The 17,231-nt window shown below is 48.4% G+C and carries 17 protein-coding genes; 10 read left to right on the top strand and 7 right to left on the bottom strand.

The window, feature by feature from the left end; genetic code table 11:
* Positions 1-34 precede the first annotated feature (34 nt).
* Positions 35-1,096, bottom strand: coding sequence for a Fe(3+) ABC transporter substrate-binding protein (locus tag KNO73_RS10335; RefSeq protein ID WP_078146080.1), 1,062 nt, complete (start codon positions 1,094-1,096; stop codon positions 35-37).
* 228 nt (positions 1,097-1,324) lie between these two features.
* Here KNO73_RS10335 and KNO73_RS10330 point away from each other — a divergent pair, with 228 nt between their 5' ends.
* Together KNO73_RS10330 and KNO73_RS10325 are read left to right on the top strand one after the other, a co-directional pair.
* Entirely contained in the window at positions 1,325-1,891 is a 567-nt protein-coding gene (locus KNO73_RS10330; protein WP_211781920.1) for a TetR/AcrR family transcriptional regulator, read from the top strand.
* 28 nt (positions 1,892-1,919) lie between these two features.
* Positions 1,920-5,072 carry an efflux RND transporter permease subunit gene (locus tag KNO73_RS10325; RefSeq protein WP_215112458.1) on the top strand — a complete coding sequence of 1,051 codons (3,153 nt, stop codon included), beginning with the start codon at positions 1,920-1,922 and terminating at the stop codon, positions 5,070-5,072.
* Positions 5,073-5,116: 44 nt separating this feature from the next.
* On the opposite strand, the gene KNO73_RS10320 is transcribed toward KNO73_RS10325, so the two are convergent.
* Complete coding sequence (locus KNO73_RS10320; protein WP_078146077.1) at positions 5,117-5,854, bottom strand: YwqG family protein; 738 nt, start codon at positions 5,852-5,854, stop codon at positions 5,117-5,119.
* Positions 5,855-6,003: 149 nt separating this feature from the next.
* Between KNO73_RS10320 and KNO73_RS10315 the strand changes: the two genes are divergently transcribed.
* The 6 genes from KNO73_RS10315 to KNO73_RS10290 all read left to right on the top strand — a co-directional run bounded on the left by KNO73_RS10315 (position 6,004) and on the right by KNO73_RS10290 (position 11,378).
* Positions 6,004-6,357, top strand: a complete 354-nt coding sequence (locus KNO73_RS10315) for a CidA/LrgA family protein (protein WP_214818066.1) — start codon at positions 6,004-6,006, stop codon at positions 6,355-6,357.
* A complete protein-coding gene (locus KNO73_RS10310) occupies positions 6,354-7,028 on the top strand; it encodes an LrgB family protein (RefSeq protein WP_047795813.1) in 675 nt (224 codons plus the stop codon). Before KNO73_RS10315 ends, KNO73_RS10310 begins: the two co-directional genes overlap by 4 nt.
* A gap of 97 nt (positions 7,029-7,125) precedes the next feature.
* Positions 7,126-8,364 carry a peptidase T gene (gene pepT, locus KNO73_RS10305; protein ID WP_214685053.1) on the top strand — a complete coding sequence of 413 codons (1,239 nt, stop codon included), beginning with the start codon at positions 7,126-7,128 and terminating at the stop codon, positions 8,362-8,364.
* 52 nt (positions 8,365-8,416) lie between these two features.
* Positions 8,417-8,881, top strand: a complete 465-nt coding sequence (locus KNO73_RS10300) for an SACOL1771 family peroxiredoxin (protein ID WP_078146074.1) — start codon at positions 8,417-8,419, stop codon at positions 8,879-8,881.
* Entirely contained in the window at positions 8,868-9,587 is a 720-nt protein-coding gene (locus KNO73_RS10295) for a DNA/RNA nuclease SfsA (protein WP_078146073.1), read from the top strand. Before KNO73_RS10300 ends, KNO73_RS10295 begins: the two co-directional genes overlap by 14 nt.
* A 165-nt stretch (positions 9,588-9,752) precedes the next feature.
* The gene (locus tag KNO73_RS10290) at positions 9,753-11,378 is read left to right on the top strand and encodes an ABC-F family ATP-binding cassette domain-containing protein (RefSeq protein WP_015880408.1); all 1,626 of its coding nucleotides are present in this window, start codon (positions 9,753-9,755) and stop codon (positions 11,376-11,378) included.
* Between the two features lie 30 nt (positions 11,379-11,408).
* Here KNO73_RS10290 and KNO73_RS10285 read toward each other — a convergent pair whose 3' ends face one another.
* Together KNO73_RS10285 and KNO73_RS10280 are read right to left on the bottom strand one after the other, a co-directional pair.
* Positions 11,409-11,759: a FixH family protein gene (locus tag KNO73_RS10285; protein ID WP_215112457.1), complete on the bottom strand. Its 351-nt coding sequence runs from the start codon at positions 11,757-11,759 to the stop codon at positions 11,409-11,411.
* Complete coding sequence (locus tag KNO73_RS10280) at positions 11,725-12,162, bottom strand: FixH family protein (RefSeq protein ID WP_215112456.1); 438 nt, start codon at positions 12,160-12,162, stop codon at positions 11,725-11,727. Before KNO73_RS10280 ends, KNO73_RS10285 begins: the two co-directional genes overlap by 35 nt.
* Positions 12,163-12,427: 265 nt before the next feature.
* Here KNO73_RS10280 and KNO73_RS10275 point away from each other — a divergent pair, with 265 nt between their 5' ends.
* Positions 12,428-13,618 (top strand): LysM peptidoglycan-binding domain-containing protein, encoded by a 1,191-nt coding sequence (locus KNO73_RS10275; protein WP_214757600.1) that lies wholly within the window; start codon positions 12,428-12,430, stop codon positions 13,616-13,618.
* A gap of 65 nt (positions 13,619-13,683) precedes the next feature.
* Positions 13,684-13,947 carry an LlsX family protein gene (locus KNO73_RS10270; protein WP_214685047.1) on the top strand — a complete coding sequence of 88 codons (264 nt, stop codon included), beginning with the start codon at positions 13,684-13,686 and terminating at the stop codon, positions 13,945-13,947.
* A gap of 26 nt (positions 13,948-13,973) precedes the next feature.
* Here the strand turns inward: KNO73_RS10270 and KNO73_RS10265 are convergent, their stop codons facing one another.
* The 3 genes from KNO73_RS10265 to aceA all read right to left on the bottom strand — a co-directional run bounded on the left by KNO73_RS10265 (position 13,974) and on the right by aceA (position 17,218).
* Positions 13,974-14,411, bottom strand: coding sequence for a hypothetical protein (locus KNO73_RS10265; RefSeq protein ID WP_214685045.1), 438 nt, complete (start codon positions 14,409-14,411; stop codon positions 13,974-13,976).
* Positions 14,408-15,733: a PepSY-associated TM helix domain-containing protein gene (locus KNO73_RS10260; protein WP_215112455.1), complete on the bottom strand. Its 1,326-nt coding sequence runs from the start codon at positions 15,731-15,733 to the stop codon at positions 14,408-14,410. Before KNO73_RS10260 ends, KNO73_RS10265 begins: the two co-directional genes overlap by 4 nt.
* A gap of 216 nt (positions 15,734-15,949) precedes the next feature.
* Entirely contained in the window at positions 15,950-17,218 is a 1,269-nt protein-coding gene (gene aceA / locus KNO73_RS10255; protein WP_078146068.1) for an isocitrate lyase, read from the bottom strand.
* Positions 17,219-17,231: the final 13 nt, after the last annotated feature.

Genomic DNA, 17,231 nt, shown 5'->3' with positions numbered 1-17,231 from the left:
TCCGGCCTGAACTCTCGTTCAAGCCGAAGTCATCTTACTTCCAACCCACTTCGTTAAAGATGCGGATTGCTTCTTGTTGGTTTTCTCCAAGTGCAGAGAGGTTGATGTCTTGCTCTTTGAACTCGCCCCATGATTGAAGAAGTTCGTTCGGCTCAACCGACTCGTTGACTGGATATTCGTAGTTCACACTCGCAAACTTTTCTTGTGCTGACGGTTCTGACATGAACTCCATCAATTTTTGAGCGTTTTCTGTATTCTTCGATGCTTTCGTCATGGCGATACCCGAAATGTTCACGTGTGTGCCTGTTGTATCTTGGTTCGGGAAGAAGACACCGAGCTGTTCAGCGACTTTCTTCTCTTCCTCGTCTTCAGAATTCAACATGAGCCCCATGTAGTACGTGTTCATGATGGCCACGTCCCCTTCACCGGCGACGACCGCTTTCGCTTGGTCACGGTCGTTCCCTTGTGGGTCGCGTGCCATGTTGTTCACTAAGCCCTTCGCCCACTCTTTCGCTTCATCGACCCCGTTCACTTCGATGAACGATGCGAGGAGTGAGATGTTGTACATGTTTTCCGATGGACGGACGAGTACTTTGCCGTTCCACTGTTCTTCTGTCAACGCTTCATACGTCGACAAATCTTCTGGTTTCACGCGATCTTTTGAGTAGACGATGACACGCGCACGTTTCGTCAAACCGAACCATTCGTTGTCCGTGTCACGATATTTTTCAGGAATGTTTGACTCAAGCTCATCGCTATCGACCGCTTGAAGATGTCCTGCTTCTTTTGCCTGATACAAGTTTCCGGCATCTGCTGTGATGAAGAGGTCTGCTTCTGTGTTTTCGCCTTCCGTGTTCAAACGCTCGAGAAGTTCGTCACTCTTTCCTTCCACCACGTTGACTTTGATGCCTGTTTCTTCTTCAAACTGCTTGTATAATTGTTGATCGACATCGTAGTGGCGACTCGAGTAAACATTGACGACGTTCGAATCGTCTGAGCCTTCATTTGAAGCTGTCTCATCTGTGCTTGCACAAGCGGCAAGGAGCGATGTCGTTAACGCTGCTGAAATTCCTAAAGCTGCATATTTTTTGTTCATCTGTCATTCCCCCACGTTCGGTTATTTCTCTCTCTGGTAATGATAATTACTCTCAGTACCTATCATCACTGATAATCATTCTCAAGTCAAGACTTTTTTGCAATCGCTATCACACTAAATGTGTACTTGGTGACAGTTTTGAGGACATCATTTCTTGACTTCAAAAGAATACGAACGATATAGTAAAATCAAACAAACCGTCTGGTCGGTACAGAAAGAGGTGAAGATATGTCAAACCGATCGAACGTTACAAAGCAAAAGCTGTTGGATGCGGCAACCGACATCATCATGAACCACGGCGTGCACCAACTTACCTTAGATGAAGTCGCCAAGACTGCGGGTGTATCTAAAGGTGGACTGCTTTATCATTATCCTTCAAAAGAAGCGTTGATGACGGCGATGGTCGAGCGATTACAACAAGAACAAAACGAGCTATATGCTTCATTGCAACAAGAAGGTCATGGACCTGTCGAGGCATTCGTTCGTCTATTTGATGAAACGAAGTTGCATCCTGAGCGTGCTGCCATCCAAATCGACGTCGAGAAAATGATTGCATTTCTCACGTTGTTCGAAGTCGACCAAGAGTACGCCAATCGTTGGAAACATGATTTAGATACGTTCTTCGCACAGTTCCAACAAACGGCCGACCCGGTGGAAACGATGATCATTCGTTATGCACTCGAAGGTATGATGATGTCCGAACACTTCGGTGTCGGTGTTCCCCCTGCCGAACTCAAACAAGCGATTATCGCACGCTTGATTGAACGAGCCCACGACATCGATCGTGAATCATAAAACAATATATAGAGGAGATTAAAAACCCATGCAGAAAATCACGTCCTTCTCCGTCAACAACAAGTTCGCGGTTTGGTTGATGACGATCATCTTGACGGCCGCCGGTCTTTTCGCCGGTCTGACGATGAAGCTCGAGACGTTACCGGACATTACGACACCGACCGTCTCGGTCACAACCATTTATCCAGGTGCATCCCCTGAGCAAGTGCTCGAAGAAGTCAGCACCGTGTTAGAAGATCGTCTTCAGAATTTAAATGGTGTGGAACAAGTCCGTTCTTCGTCATTCCAAAACGCTTCAAACATCCAAATCGATTACGATTTCAGCACCGATATGGATGAAGCGGAACAGCAGGTCAAAGATGCGTTAAGCAACGTCGAATTGCCGGAGTCGGCACAAGAACCACAAGTGTCGCGTCTCAGTTTCGATGCTTTCCCGGTAATCGGGGCTGCCATCTCGGATGAGAGTCTTGATTTGGCCGAATTGACAAAACTCGTCGAGGAAGAAGTGCAGCCTGCCCTTGAAGGAGTGGAAGGTGCGCAAACCGTCCAAATTGCCGGGCAAGAGATTCGCCGCGTCGAACTTCAATTCGACCAAGATGCGCTCGCAGAATACAATTTGACAGAAGATACGGTCAAACAATTGATTCAAGCGAATGACGCTCGAATTGCGCTCGGGTTATATGAATTAGGTGATACGGAGCAAGCGGTCGTCATCGACGGCAAGTCGGAGACGCTCGAAGCGTTCCGCGACATCCAAATCCCTTACTCACCGGCACAATCAACGCCGACGACACCGTCTGCCCCGACGGAATTGCCACCTGGTCAAACGCCAGACGTGCCAACAGAGGTCCCGACGGAAACACCATCGGCATTACCACCGAACGTTCCGACGACGGTTCCGACTGTCGCGTTGAGTGAACTTGCGACAATCGAGGACAAAGGAATCGAAGAATCGATTTCTCGCTCAAACGGTGAACGTTCAATCGGCGTACAAGTGACGAAGACACAAGATGCGAACACGGTCGATGTCGTCAACGCCGTCAAAGAAGTATTGAATGACTTCGAAGCTGAAAACGATACGGCGAATGTATCGATCACACTCGACCAAGGACAACCGATTGAAGAGTCGGTCGAAACGATGTTATCGAAAGCGTTGCTCGGTGGCCTATTCGCCATCCTCATCATCTTAGTGTTCTTACGTAACTTCCGATCGACGATCATCGCTGTCATCTCGATCCCGTTATCGCTTCTCATGGCACTCATCGTCTTGAAGCAATTGGACATCACGTTGAACATCATGACGCTCGGTGCAATGACCGTTGCGATTGGTCGCGTCGTCGATGACTCCATCGTCGTCATCGAGAACATTTACCGTCGACTCACGCGTTCGAACGAACCACTTCGCGGTAAAGAGTTGATTATCGCGGCAACAAAAGAAGTATTCATCCCGATCGCCTCGTCGACCATCGTCACGATTGCGGTATTCTTGCCGCTTGGATTTGTCACAGGATTTGTCGGTGAACTGTTCTTGCCGTTCGCATTGACGGTCGTCTTCGCCTTACTCGCTTCGTTACTCGTGGCGATCACGGTCGTACCAATGATGGCCGACTCGTTCTTTAAAAACCGCGACAAGTTGAAGCCAGAAGAAGGTCCAGGCAAGCTCGCCGAATGGTATCGTGGCGTCTTGAACTGGTCACTGAACCATAAACTCGTCGTCTTCGGACTCGCGACTGCCCTATTGATTGGTAGTTTTGCCCTTGTCCCAGCGATCGGGGTCAACTTCTTGAACCAAGATTCGGAGAAGACGTTGTTCGTCACGTTCGACCCAGAACCGGGTCAAACACTTGAAGATTCGATTGCCGCAGCAGAAGTGGCAGAAGAATATTTCATGGAAGAACAACCGAACGCAACGGATGTTCAGTTCACGGTCGGTGGAGAAAACCCGCTGAACCCTGGAAACAACAAACAAGGAATCTTTATCGTCCAGTATGACCCGGATACGGAAGACTTCGCCGATGTGAAGTTGGCTGATATCGAGAAGTTGAATGAACTTGCCTCAAATGGGGAATGGAAAGAACAAGACTTCTCAGGTGGCGGCGCAACGAGCGGTGTCACATACAACGTCTATGCCAACTCGCTTGAAGATTTAGAAGCCATCGTGCCGACTTTCATCGAGGCGATTGAAGAGGAAACGGATTATGTCCGTCAAGCGACTTCTGACTTACGTGAGTCCTATGTACAATACACGTTCAACGTCGACCAACAGGCCGCTGCAGAAGCCGGTGTGTCGGCGGGACAAATCGCGCAAGTCATCAGTCAGTTCCAGGCACCAGAAAGTCCACTTGCGAGTGTCACAGTGGATGACAAACAGTTAGACGTCGTCATCCCGAACGAGCAAGTGACGTATGACAGTGTCGATGACCTGCAAGCACAAGAAATCACGACACCGTTCGGACCACGCCCGATTTCAGACTTCATTGAAATCGAAGAAGGCACAACACCGGACACACTCGTCGAGCGCGACGGAAAACTGCTTGCGCAAGTAAGTGTTGAACTCAGCACAGATAAAGCGACAGAAGCGTCTGCTGCGATTGAAGAACGCGTTTCAGAGATTGAGCTTCCGTCTGGCGTATCGTATGATGTCGGCGGTGTAACGGAACAGATTCAAGAATCGTTCACACAGCTCGGTCTTGCGATGCTCGCCGCGATTGCCATCGTATACTTGGTTCTCGTCATCACATTCGGTGGGGCACTCACGCCATTCGTCGTGTTGTTCTCACTTCCGTATGCGATTATCGGGGGACTCGTCGCCCTTCTCATCACGGGTGAAACGATTTCGGTTTCTGCCTTGATCGGGGCACTCATGTTGATCGGGATTGTCGTCACGAACGCCATCGTTTTGATTGACCGCGTCATTCATAAAGAAGAAGCTGGTTTATCAACACGTGAAGCGTTACTTGAGGCAGCGGGCACACGCCTTCGCCCAATTCTGATGACCGCACTCGCGACAATCGGTGCACTCGCACCACTCGCACTCGGTCTCGAGGGTGGCGCCCTCATCTCGAAAGGTCTCGGGGTCACCGTGATTGGCGGACTCACAAGTTCGACACTTCTCACGTTGCTCATCGTACCAATCGTCTATGAGTTCTTCGCACGATTCCGTAAGAAAAAACAAGCATAATCAAAAGAGAGTCGACTCATTCGAGTCGGCTCCCTTTTTTGCGTTCAATAACACTGCATAATGATTTCGGTTTCTCCAAACCGTTTGGCACGGAGAGCATCTTCCGGAATGAGAAAATAGAGAATACCTGCATCCCCGAACATGACGTCTAACTCTTCAGACGTGTCCATTTGAAACAATAGGAAAGGATGATCGAATCGTTCCCCATATGTTTCTTGTATCTCTTCAAAAACGTCACCTTGCACTTCACTCGGATGTCCACCGATTGCATGAAGTTCTTCTTGTTCGAATCGTTCGAGTAACCGATCGTACATCTCTTCGTCGAGCAGCTCATATAAACTGTATTCATTCTCTGCATAGCTTTCTTTAAAGGAAACGGCACGTTCATTTAATGCTTCCCCAACTCGCACTCGCTCAAGTTTCGATTCTTCAGTAAACAGAACACGCCAAAGATGACGTTCATCCACATCTCCCCAAGGTTGTTCTTCTAAATCATAGAAGAAAGACAACACCCCTTCTTTCGGGAGTGCATCTACGGATTCAAACTCAGCTAAATCACTTAAACGAAACTGAGCTAAAAACGTCATATTCTCTCCAGGATGCAAGTCTGCGTGTGGTAAGTCAGGATATCCGCCAAACTTAGAATGGCCAACCGCTACTTCTTCCCTTGTTGTCCGTGGCAAAGTTGTCAAATTGACCCGCTTTGTGAACGCATGTAAAATGTCTTCCCTGTTTTGTAATCCATGCTCTTGAATAAATTGCTCAATCGTTTTTAGTTCCATCTCGGCACCCCGCTTGTTTATGATAGATGTAGTATAGCATCCCGAACGTATGTACCCCTTACCTTTTTTGTTATACCCTTTTCTTGACCTCTCTCGTTGAATTTGAGAAGATTCATACGTTTTGAATGACGTGAAAGGAAGTCATGTATATGAAATTATTAAAATGGATTATCGGGCTCTCACTCTTGTTTGGGTTGAGCACGCTCGGAAACTGGATGGTTGAGACGTTCTCGTGGAAAGTACCAGGCAGCGTCATCGGCATGGTGCTCTTGCTCGTCCTCTTGTTGACAAAAGTCATTCGCGTGGAATGGATTGAGGACAGTGCCGGATATTTAACGAAGCATCTCGCTTTCTTTTTCATCCCCATTGCCGTCGGCCTTATGGCGTACGGCACGTTGTTAAAAGCTGCCGGTATCCCGCTCCTTATCACGTTACTCGCCAGCATGGCGGTCGGGATGGTCGTGACGGCGTTTGTTTCCGGGAAAGAAGGTGAGATATCATGACATACGTTTGGATTGGATTGACGATTCTCGTGTATTCGCTCAGTCGTCGACTTTCCATGAAGTGGGCATCTCCGTTCACCAATGTCGTCTTCTTAAGTACAGCGATTTTGATTCTTCTGTTACTCGTGACAGGACAGTCCTATGATGCGTATAAACCGGCTACCGATATCATCACCATCTTACTCGGACCAGCGACGGTCGCCCTCGGGTTACCGCTCTATCGCAACTTACCCGTGTTACTCGCTCGGGCAAAACGGGCCCTGAGTGCCATCGTACTTGGGTCACTCTCTACGATTTTTGTGGCTGTACTTTTCGGCAAGTTATTTTCTTTCACCGAAAACGTATTGATTGCACTATCGGTCAAATCGGCAACGTCCCCGATTGCCCTTGAATTGGCTCGACAACTAGAGGGGGATGCAACACTTGCGGCCTCGATCGCCGTTGCCTGCGGTATTTTAGGGGCGATGCTCGGACCGGTCTTATTGACGTGGATTCGTATGGACGACCCGTTCACGCGTGGACTCACACTCGGCACAATCAGTCACGGGATTGGGACCGCTCAGGCGGCAACGGAACATCCGTTGTCCGGTGCAACAGGTGGTGCCGCAATGGGATTGACCGCAATCTTCACCTCGTTTATCTTGCCGATTCTATATCCGTTTCTCTTTTGAACAGGTCGCGTCCATCGATGGGCGCGACTTTTTTGTTTCGACTTCGATTGCGCGTGATAAACTAATGAAGATGAAACTTATTAGAGGAGGGCAATCCATGCAAGCAAAATTAATTGAACGCTTAATGACGTACGCGAAGATTGATACACAGTCGGATTTCACAAGTACGACAACACCATCGACGGCCAAACAATGGGATTTGATTCGCCATTTGGAGAAAGAATTAAAAGAACTCGGTCTGACAGACGTCGAGACGGACGAATACGGCTATCTCTTCGCCACACTTCCGAGTAACGTCGATCATGATGTACCGACTATCGGCTTCCTTGCCCACGTCGATACGGCGACCGATTTCACAGGAACGAACGTCTCCCCTCAACTCGTCGAGCATTATGAAGGTGGCGACATCGTCTTGAACGAGTCGCTTCATGTCGTGTTATCACCAAAAGACTTCCCAGAACTGGACGGGTATGTCGGGCATACGCTCATGACAACGGACGGCACGACACTCCTCGGTGCGGACGATAAAGCAGGAATCGCTGAAATCGTCACAGCGATCGAATACTTATTGGCTCATCCTGAGATTCCACACGGGCCGGTCCGCATCGCCTTCACACCGGATGAAGAAATCGGACGTGGACCACATAAATTCGATGTCGCCCGATTCAATGCGGACTTCGCTTACACGATGGACGGCGGTCCACTTGGAGAGTTGCAGTATGAGAGTTTCAACGCAGCCGGTGCGACCGTCACCTTCCACGGGACGAACGTGCACCCAGGTAGCGCCAAGAACAAGATGGTCAACTCGATGAAGCTTGCGATGGCGTTCCAAAACCGTTTGCCTGCTGATGAGGCACCGGAACGTACGAGCAACTACGAAGGATTCTTCCACTTGAACGGCTTCAATGGGGACGTCGAGAAGACGACGCTTCAATACATCATCCGCGATCACGACAAACAGAAGTTCGAAGCGCGTAAAGCGTTGATGGAGAAGCTTGTCCTCGAATGGAAACAAAAATACGGGGAAGAACGGATTGAACTCCAGATGGAAGACCAGTATTACAACATGGCCGAGAAAATCGAGCCGGTCAAACACATCGTCGATACCGTCGCTGATGTCATGCGTGGTCTTGGCATCGAACCGAAGATCGAACCGATTCGTGGTGGGACAGACGGATCGCAACTTTCTTACATGGGCCTTCCGACGCCGAACATCTTCACAGGTGGCGAAAACTATCACGGGAAGTTTGAATACATCTCTGTGAACAACATGGAAAAAGCAACAACGGTTATCATCGAAACACTTCGCACATTCGCGAAGCGCGCACAAGCATAACACATGCGCCTCCAATCGTTCTCTTTTACACTAGAGACATTGGAGGCGATTTTTGATGAAGCATACATTTAGCATGAACCTCGGCTGGGATGGCGGACGAAATGACGTCGGTACCCTCGAGGCCGAGCGATTAAAGACACAGATTTCGATCCCACCCGAGATGGACGGTCCCGGAGTCGGCACGAATCCGGATGAGATGTTACTCGGGGCAGCGGCCACGTGTTATATCATCACCCTCGCAGCCGTACTCGGACGGAGTGACCTGACTCACCGTGGCATCACGATTGATGCGGAAGGCATCGTCGATGTGACGAACGGCATCTTCACTTACGAGACGATTCGCTATGCGACAACGATTCAAGTACCTACAGAGATGACGGATCGAGAGATCACACTTGTTGAACGCATCGCGAAAAAAGCGAAAGATCAATGTATGATTTCACGCGCACTCGCAGGAAATGTAGCATTTGAGTTGAATACCGTCATTTCACGTAAAAGTGGCAATGATTTTATTTGAAGAACCTTTGAAAAAAGCGATAATTGTAAACAGACGTAATCGCTTTGTCATGGACGTACTCGTTGATGATTTGCTCGCGCCTTGCCATTGTCCTGTAACAGGAAGGATTGGAGATATTATATTTGAAAACATCCCCTGCCTCGTCTCAGAAACCTATGACTCGAATCGTAAAACTCGCTTTACAGTCGAAGCCATTTCAGTCGATGGTGAACAATGGATTGGAATCAATCAAGGTCGTGTAAACGACTATGTTGAAGCTTTCTTACTCGAGAACCAGCTTGATGCTTTCTCAACCCCGAGGGGAATCAAACGTGAAATAGTAACTGACGGTGCACGGATCGATTTTCAGATTGATGGAATCTTCATGGAAGTGAAGGCTCCGCTCAGCGAACTACTCACTATTCCTCTCCCACACTTTAAACGTAGACGAGTGAAACGACCCATCGAAACAGAACGTTTGATTCGTCATCTCTACGCTCTGATTTCCACTCTACCCCAAACCGGAAGAGCAGTCCTCTTATATGTTTTTTTATATGACGCACCAATTTATACCGGTAATCCCAACCGAAAACAAGACCATCTAATTCGTCAATTGATTAACGATGCGATACCTTCCGGATTAGAAATATGGCAACTGAACTGCACTATTTCCCCTGAAGGAATTCGTTTACTTCGTTGCTTTGACACAACGTCTCACTTCAAGTAACCAAATGTATTAAGTGAAACGTTATGTTTTTACTAAACATATGATATGTTGGGAATTACCGAATAGAGTCATTTTTCACTTCCACTCTTTACGCGACTGCGCGTTTTTCAAAAACGTGATACAATACACGTCGTAAACTAATCAGAAAAACGAGGGATACCATACATGATTACAGTAAATAACGTCAGCCTACAATTTGGCGGTCGCAAGTTGTTTGAAGAGGTGAACATCAAGTTCACGCCAGGCAACTGTTACGGATTAATCGGTGCGAACGGTGCCGGAAAATCGACATTCTTAAAGATTTTATCAGGTGAACAAGATACGACGACGGGTGATGTCAGCATCACACCGGGCGAACGTCTCGCCGTCCTCAAACAGGACCACTACGCGTATGAGGACAGTGCAGTTCTCGAGACCGTCATCATGGGTCACGAGCGTCTCTACAAAGTAATGAAAGAAAAAGACGCCATCTACATGAAAGAAGACTTCTCAGATGAAGACGGGATGCGCGCAGCTGAACTCGAAGGAGAATTCGCTGAGTTGAACGGTTGGGAAGCAGAGTCGGAAGCCTCGATGGTCCTCCAAGGTCTTGGTATCTCTGAAGCGCTGCACCAGAAACAAATGAGCGAACTCACAGGTGGGGAGAAAGTCAAAGTCCTTCTTGCCCAAGCGCTCTTCGGTAAGCCAGATATCCTCCTCTTAGACGAGCCGACCAACGGACTTGACCTAAAAGCGATTCAATGGTTAGAAGAATTCTTGATCAACTTTGAAAACACAGTCATCGTCGTTTCCCACGACCGTCACTTCTTGAACAAAGTCTGTACGCACATGGCCGACCTCGACTTTGGAAAAATCCAATTGTACGTCGGGAACTACGACTTCTGGTATGAGTCTAGCCAACTCGCTACACGTATGGCGGCAGACCAGAACAAGAAGAAAGAAGAGAAAATCAAAGAGCTTCAAAACTTCATCGCACGTTTCAGCTCGAACGCATCGAAAGCACGTCAAGCGACGTCTCGTAAGAAGTTGCTCGATAAGATCACACTTGATGACATCCGTCCGTCGTCACGTCGTTATCCGTTCGTCGGATTCACGATGGAGCGCGAGATCGGAAACGATGTTCTCTATGTCGATAACGTATCGAAGACGATCGATGGTGTAAAAGTACTCGACAACGTCACGTTCTCACTCAACAAGACGGACAAAGTCGCATTCGTCGGTCGTTCGGACGTTGCCATCACGACACTCTTCAAAATTCTCATGGGTGAGATGGAGCCAGACACAGGGTCAGTCAAATGGGGCGTCACGACAACTCAGTCATACTTCCCGAAAGACAATTCGGAGTACTTCGAGGGCTCAGAAAAGAGCATCCTCGACTGGTTGCGCCAGTTCTCACCTGCCGATGAGTCAGACACGTTCCTTCGTGGATTCCTTGGCCGTATGCTCTTCTCAGGTGAAGAAGTCATGAAGAAGGCGTCTGTCCTCTCAGGAGGAGAAAAAGTACGCTGCATGCTCTCGAAGATGATGCTCTCGAACTCGAACGTACTCGTCCTTGACGATCCGACGAACCACTTGGATCTCGAATCGATCACAGCACTCAACAACGGTCTCGAGTCGTTCAAAGGCGTGCTTCTCTTCAGCTCACATGACCATCAGCTCATCTCGACGATCGCGACACGCATCATCGAAGTGACTCCGAATGGCATCGTGGACAAAGAAGCAACATACGATGAGTACTTGGAGAACGAAGCGCTTCAACAACAAGTTGAATCCCTTTACCAAAATGCATAATAAAAAATCGGCTCAACGTGAGCCGATTTTTTATTTAACGTTTACCGTCTCCATGACGTGCTCATGAATATCATGACCTTTCGTGACATGGACTTGAACGTTGTATGCGCCTGATTCAGCAAAGGTGTGTGCACCTTTATACATCCCAGCATCTGCTTCCTCTAACTTCACCCACTCATGCTTCTCTGCCCCGTCTTGGAAGATTTCGAGTTGTACTTCCGCCCCTGCGAGCATCTCGTCTTCAATCATGACGTGTACCATGAATGGTTGTTCTTCCCCTGCTGTCGCCTCTTTCGGGTCAAGCGTGATATCCGCTCCAGCGTGGTGATGATGCTCACTCTCTTCTTCATTCTGCTTCAGCAGCCGTTTCTGGATGTCCAACCGTCACGTTTGTCGTCGGCATGGTGTGCATCGAACGCGCTGTCACGTGAACCTGAACCGTATAGACCGCTTCTTCCGCGAACGTCGTCTCCGCTTCATAGATACCGTCTTTCGTGAGTGACGCCTTGATCATCTCACTTTCTTCCTTCGCACCATTCTTCCATACCTCGAACTTGATTTCATCCGCATCGTCTACAGGTTGACCATCTTGCGTGACTGTTACTGATAAAGGTACCGCCTCTCCCTTTTTAGCCGTTGCCTCTACCGTCAACTCTGCCTCGACCGGTTCCATTGACTGTGGAACAGCCGCGCTCTCCGCTTCTTTCTCCGTACTACACGCACCGAGTACGAATAACCCGATGAGTCCAAACACGACCCCAAACCGTGTCATCATCTTTTTCATCATAAGTCCTCCTTATAAATCGCTTACATCTTTCACACATTGTTCATGATACCATCTCTTTCCAAAAAGAGTGTGAGCATTCTGTGATATATCCCGCGATACATTCTCACAAATTTCACACATATAGTTGAATCAAAATTTATTGAGTACATTTCCGAATTTTAGTCCATCATTTCTAAAAAGGGGTATATAAAATATATCAAGGTCAATCATTTGGAAAGTCTTAACATCAAGAGAGTTACATCATGAATGGAGGCGAATTCAGATGAAACGTAAGGTCATTCGTGGGGCGATGGCGCTGTTCATCTTATTGGCGATGGTGATCACACAATCGATTTCCGTCAGTGCCGCCGCTTCAAAATTTGTCACGAGCGTGAACACGACGAGCAAGGTCGTCGCATTGACGTTCGATGACGGGGCAGACGGGGCGAACACGAACAAGATTTTAGACATTTTAGCAAAAAACAATGTCAAAGCCACTTTCTTTTTAACGGGGTCGGGCGCAAATAACCATCCACAGTACATTAAAAATATCGCCGCAAAAGGACATCAACTCGGAAATCACTCGTATACACACCCTGACTTCACCAAACTGACTGCCACGCAGATGAAATCCGAACTCGACCGCACGGAAGCTTTGATTAAATCGTTGACCGGAAAAACGACAAAACCGATTTTCAGAGCCCCTTTTGGTGCAGTGAATAGTACCGTATTGAGCGGTGTCGGGGCTTCAGGATACGGATACACGATTCAATGGAACATTGATACGGTTGACTGGAAAGGATTGACCGCGAGCCAAATCAACACGAAAGTTCAGACTAACATCAAACCGGGTTCAATCGTCTTGATGCATACCGGAGCCGGGGCCCCGGGTACACCGCTCGCACTCCCAACGATGATTTCACAACTCAAAGCAAAAGGGTACAAATTTGTCACGATCTCACAATTACTTGCATATCAAAACGCATCGACGAACAAAACGTATACCGTGAAGTCAGGTGATACGTTGTACAGTATCGCACGGACATACGGAGTCACCGTCTCGGCGCTTGCTGCCGCCAACAACATTACGAACTACAGCTTGATTTATGTAGGACAAGTGCTCATCATTCCAGGAACGACCGTTACACCACCTACGACGACCGTGAAATACACCGTGAAATCGGGCGACACACTCTACAAGATTGCGACGATGTACAATACGACCGTCGCAAAAATCGCAGCTGCCAATAACATCGCAAACGTCAACTCCATCTATGTCGGACAAGTGCTCGTCATCCCAGGTACGACGGTCACACCACCGACAACTACGGTGAAATACACGGTCAAATTAGGGGACACGCTGTACAAGATTGCGACGATGTATAACACAACTGTTGCGAAAATCGCGGCCGCCAACAATATCACGAACGTCAGCTTAATCAGTGTCGGGCAAGTGTTGACCATTCCGAAATGATTGCCTCGTGAATCTTTTCCTCAGCTTGTGACGTATCGTATACAAACAGGAAAAGAGGAAACGCTATGACTCGAACCGTAATCCGTGTCAGTACTACCGCATTCATCGGACTTTTGGTTTCAATTGCCACATTCTCGATTTTGATTTGGCTCGGTTATGAACAAGCACTCACATCCGGTGAGCCGATCCAATTCTTAACACGTGAGATTTATCAATTCGAGAAGGGAATCGGGGTCGCCAACCAGAATCAAATGGCCATCCTCGGTGCCGGATTTATGGGCATTGCCGTTCTCATTGGAGAGATCGGGATACGTCTTAAACGAAAGTAACCGCTGCATACGCAACGGTTACTTTTTTAATGCTGATGTTCACCACCATGGTCGTGTGAGTGAACGATTGGTTGCTGCAATTGGTCGATTTGGTCTTGCGGTACATCACCGACAATCATCCATGCGGACGGCGTATAGACCTTCTGCCCTTCATGGACCATGCCGTTCACTTGGTAGATTCCCTGATCGAGTTTCACGCTCGTCACGAGATAGCCATCCTTTTCTGTCACTTCATACGTCCGGGTCTCTTCCGAATCGTAAGGCGTGACTTGAATATGGCTTTCTGTCACACGTTCATCATTCGATATTTTCATCGCAAGCGTCGTCGAGCCAACTTCTACACGTTCAGGTACGATCAGTTGAATGCCAATCGGATCAACGGTGCGTTCTACTGGCTGAAGTTGACACGCACCTAACCAAATCGTCGCTAGGATGACAGGAAGGACTGCTTTAAATCGTTTCATGCCGCCACCTCCGCTTTCAACTTCCGGCGCCCGACTAACCAATCAAATAGGAGAACGACAAGAATACTGATCCCTGCGAGCGGTAATGTCACACCAAGAAGTAGAATCAAAATACCGACGATTCGTTTGATCCGTTCGTCCTCAAACCGCTTCATCTGTTCGATCGATCCGATTCTCCGTTTGCGCCACATCACGAACGAGCTGATGACCACGAAAATGAGACCTAGACAAAGTGCGACCCCAACCAATTGATTGAGCAAACCGAAGAGGCGACCTTCATGGAAGGCGATTCCGACCGTAATCAGTTTTCCGAGAACCCCGTAATCTGCGTATGTCACAGAGCTGAGTGTTTCACCACTGTATTGATCTAAGTTCACCGTCGCTTCTTTAAATGGATGTCCCGCTGCCGATGTGATAGTATAGACGCCTGTTTCGCCTTCCGGAAGCGAGATCGTGTACGGTCGATCAATCGTGGACTTGTTAACCACTTGATTCAAATCAATCGGCAACAGCGTACTTGGAGAAGAAGTTGGAACGAGATCTGCTTGGGTCGCCCAAGGTACGTCTTCTGCCACATCTTTTGTCGTCACGGTCGATTCCGGCTTGGTACCAAACGCATAGGCATACATCGGTGCTCCCGTGTTTGTCGACGAGGAAACCCACTGCAACATCGCACCCGAAACGGATGACCAGGCAAGACCTGAACTGATGATGATGACGAGACCTAGCGATGACCATAAGGCGACGCTACCGTGCATCTGTTTCCACCACTGCCGGCCTTTCCCGAGCTTCGGCACAAGCATCCGAATCGGATTCTTTCCGCGCGGCCAGAATAAGAAGGTCCCTGTAATAAGAAGAATGATTGCCCAGGATGCTGCGAGTTCGACGACCCAGTTTCCGATTTGACCACCTAATAGTGTGCCATGAATCACAACTAATAAATCCATGCTACCTTCAGCAGACCGTGTTCCTAAAACTTCTGTCGTTTCTGGATGAATATATGTATACATCATCTCGTCTTCGTTCATCCAACCGATTCGAGTCGATTCACCTTCATCCGGCAAACGAATCGATGTGATCATCGCATCCGGATATTTTGTCATGAATGATTCCTTTTGGACTTCTATCGGCTGTTCTTCCGTGAAAGATGCCGTCATCATGTCTTTGTATTGCATCTTTGTTACTTGCGGTTCAAATAAATAAATGCTTCCTGTCACAGCCAAGATAATGAAAATCGGTGCAAATATGAGACCTGCATAAAAATGCCAACGCCACACCGCTTGGTACCAAGCGTTACGTTTGTTCAACCGTTCCCCTCGCATGATGCTTCCCCCTTTATCATTGTGTCCAACTTGTGAACAGATTGAGTATACAAAGAATGGAAACGGTTTATTCTTACTATTTGTGACAACTATTCGTCGAATTGGAGAAGTGAAAATGAACTTTGATTCATCTTTTTTTCACATATTCATCGAACTGATTCACACACTTTCACATAAAGAAAGAGACACCAACAAGTTGGCGTCTCCAAAATATGATCAATTTGTGAACTGCTCTGCTTCTGTCGATCCAGCCAGTGCAGTCGTAGATGATTGCCCACCCGAGATGACGAGCGAGACTTCATCGAAGTAACCCGTCCCGACTTCACGTTGATGACGTGTCGCCGTGTAACCGTGTACTTCAGCCGCAAATTCTGCTTGTTGTAACTCCGAGTACGCTGCCATGCCGCGATCTTTGTACCCGCGTGCGAGCTCGAACATGCCGAAGTTGAGCGCGTGGAATCCAGCGAGTGTGACGAACTGGAACTTGTAGCCCATTGCACCGATTTCTTGTTGGAACGTGGCAATCTCTTCGTCTGACAACTTCTTCTTCCAGTTGAACGATGGTGAGCAGTTGTAAGCGAGAAGTTTGCCTGGATACTTCGCATGAATCGCTTCGGCAAATTGACGTGCCTCTGCTAAATCTGGTTCGGACGTCTCACACCAGACGAGATCTGCATACGGTGCATAAGCGAGACCGCGAGCAATTGCTTGCTCGATACCAGCTTCCGTACGATAGAAGCCTTCCGGCGTACGCTCTCCAATGATGAACGGATGATCGATTGGGTCGATGTCGCTCGTGATCAAGTTCGCCGCGTGCGCATCTGTCCGCGCTACGATGATCGTTGGGACGCCCATGACGTCTGCCGCGAGTCGCGCCGAAATCAAGTTTTTCACAGCCGTCTGCGTCGGGAGCAACACCTTCCCACCAAGGTGACCACATTTCTTCTCAGACGAGAGCTGGTCTTCGAGGTGAACGCCGGCAGCCCCCGCTTCGATCATCGCCTTCGTCAATTCGAATACGTTGAGTACCCCACCAAAACCGGCTTCCATATCTGCGACAATCGGTGCGAACCAATGCGTGTCGCCTTTCCCTTCTGCCGTTTGAATTTGGTCGGCACGTTGAAGCGCTTGGTTGATTCGTTTGACGACACTTGGCACCGAATTGGCCGGATATAGACTCTGGTCCGGATACATGTGACCTGACAGGTTCGCATCCGCCGCTACTTGCCAACCACTCAAATAGATGGCTTCGAGTCCTGCTTTCACTTGCTGAATCGCCTGGTTCCCTGTCAACGCACCGAGTGCATGGACGTAGTCACGCTCGTGCATCAATTGCCACAGGCGTTCCGCTCCCTTTGTCGCAAGCGTATGTTCAATCACGATAGACCCTCGTAATTTCATGACGTCTTCTACAGAGTATGGACGTTCTACCCCTTCAAATCGTTCTGACTTCCAGCTGTTCAACAATTCTTCGCGTTGTTTCATCAATAAACCCTCC

The organism is Exiguobacterium sp. s83, from assembly GCF_018617095.1.
GTDB classification, from domain to species: domain Bacteria; phylum Bacillota; class Bacilli; order Exiguobacteriales; family Exiguobacteriaceae; genus Exiguobacterium; species Exiguobacterium profundum.
The sequence above is the reverse complement of the archived record's forward strand: the minus strand, read 5'-3'. Positions and strand labels throughout refer to the sequence as shown.

Excerpts from the sequence above, each read along its gene's own strand:
- KNO73_RS10265 (WP_214685045.1), bottom strand. The coding sequence starts at position 14,411 with ATGAAACGATTTAAAGCAGTCCTTCCTGTCATCCTAGCGACGATTTGG.
- KNO73_RS10335 (WP_078146080.1), bottom strand. The coding sequence starts at position 1,096 with ATGAACAAAAAATATGCAGCTTTAGGAATTTCAGCAGCGTTAACGACA.
- KNO73_RS10310 (WP_047795813.1), top strand. The coding sequence starts at position 6,354 with ATGACATACGTTTGGATTGGATTGACGATTCTCGTGTATTCGCTCAGT.
- KNO73_RS10315 (WP_214818066.1), top strand. The coding sequence starts at position 6,004 with ATGAAATTATTAAAATGGATTATCGGGCTCTCACTCTTGTTTGGGTTG.
- KNO73_RS10270 (WP_214685047.1), top strand. The coding sequence starts at position 13,684 with ATGACTCGAACCGTAATCCGTGTCAGTACTACCGCATTCATCGGACTT.
- KNO73_RS10290 (WP_015880408.1), top strand. The coding sequence starts at position 9,753 with ATGATTACAGTAAATAACGTCAGCCTACAATTTGGCGGTCGCAAGTTG.
- KNO73_RS10280 (WP_215112456.1), bottom strand. The coding sequence starts at position 12,162 with ATGAAAAAGATGATGACACGGTTTGGGGTCGTGTTTGGACTCATCGGG.
- KNO73_RS10330 (WP_211781920.1), top strand. The coding sequence starts at position 1,325 with ATGTCAAACCGATCGAACGTTACAAAGCAAAAGCTGTTGGATGCGGCA.
- aceA (WP_078146068.1), bottom strand. The coding sequence starts at position 17,218 with ATGAAACAACGCGAAGAATTGTTGAACAGCTGGAAGTCAGAACGATTT.
- KNO73_RS10275 (WP_214757600.1), top strand. The coding sequence starts at position 12,428 with ATGAAACGTAAGGTCATTCGTGGGGCGATGGCGCTGTTCATCTTATTG.
- KNO73_RS10320 (WP_078146077.1), bottom strand. The coding sequence starts at position 5,854 with ATGGAACTAAAAACGATTGAGCAATTTATTCAAGAGCATGGATTACAA.
- pepT (WP_214685053.1), top strand. The coding sequence starts at position 7,126 with ATGCAAGCAAAATTAATTGAACGCTTAATGACGTACGCGAAGATTGAT.
- KNO73_RS10295 (WP_078146073.1), top strand. The coding sequence starts at position 8,868 with ATGATTTTATTTGAAGAACCTTTGAAAAAAGCGATAATTGTAAACAGA.
- KNO73_RS10325 (WP_215112458.1), top strand. The coding sequence starts at position 1,920 with ATGCAGAAAATCACGTCCTTCTCCGTCAACAACAAGTTCGCGGTTTGG.
- KNO73_RS10260 (WP_215112455.1), bottom strand. The coding sequence starts at position 15,733 with ATGCGAGGGGAACGGTTGAACAAACGTAACGCTTGGTACCAAGCGGTG.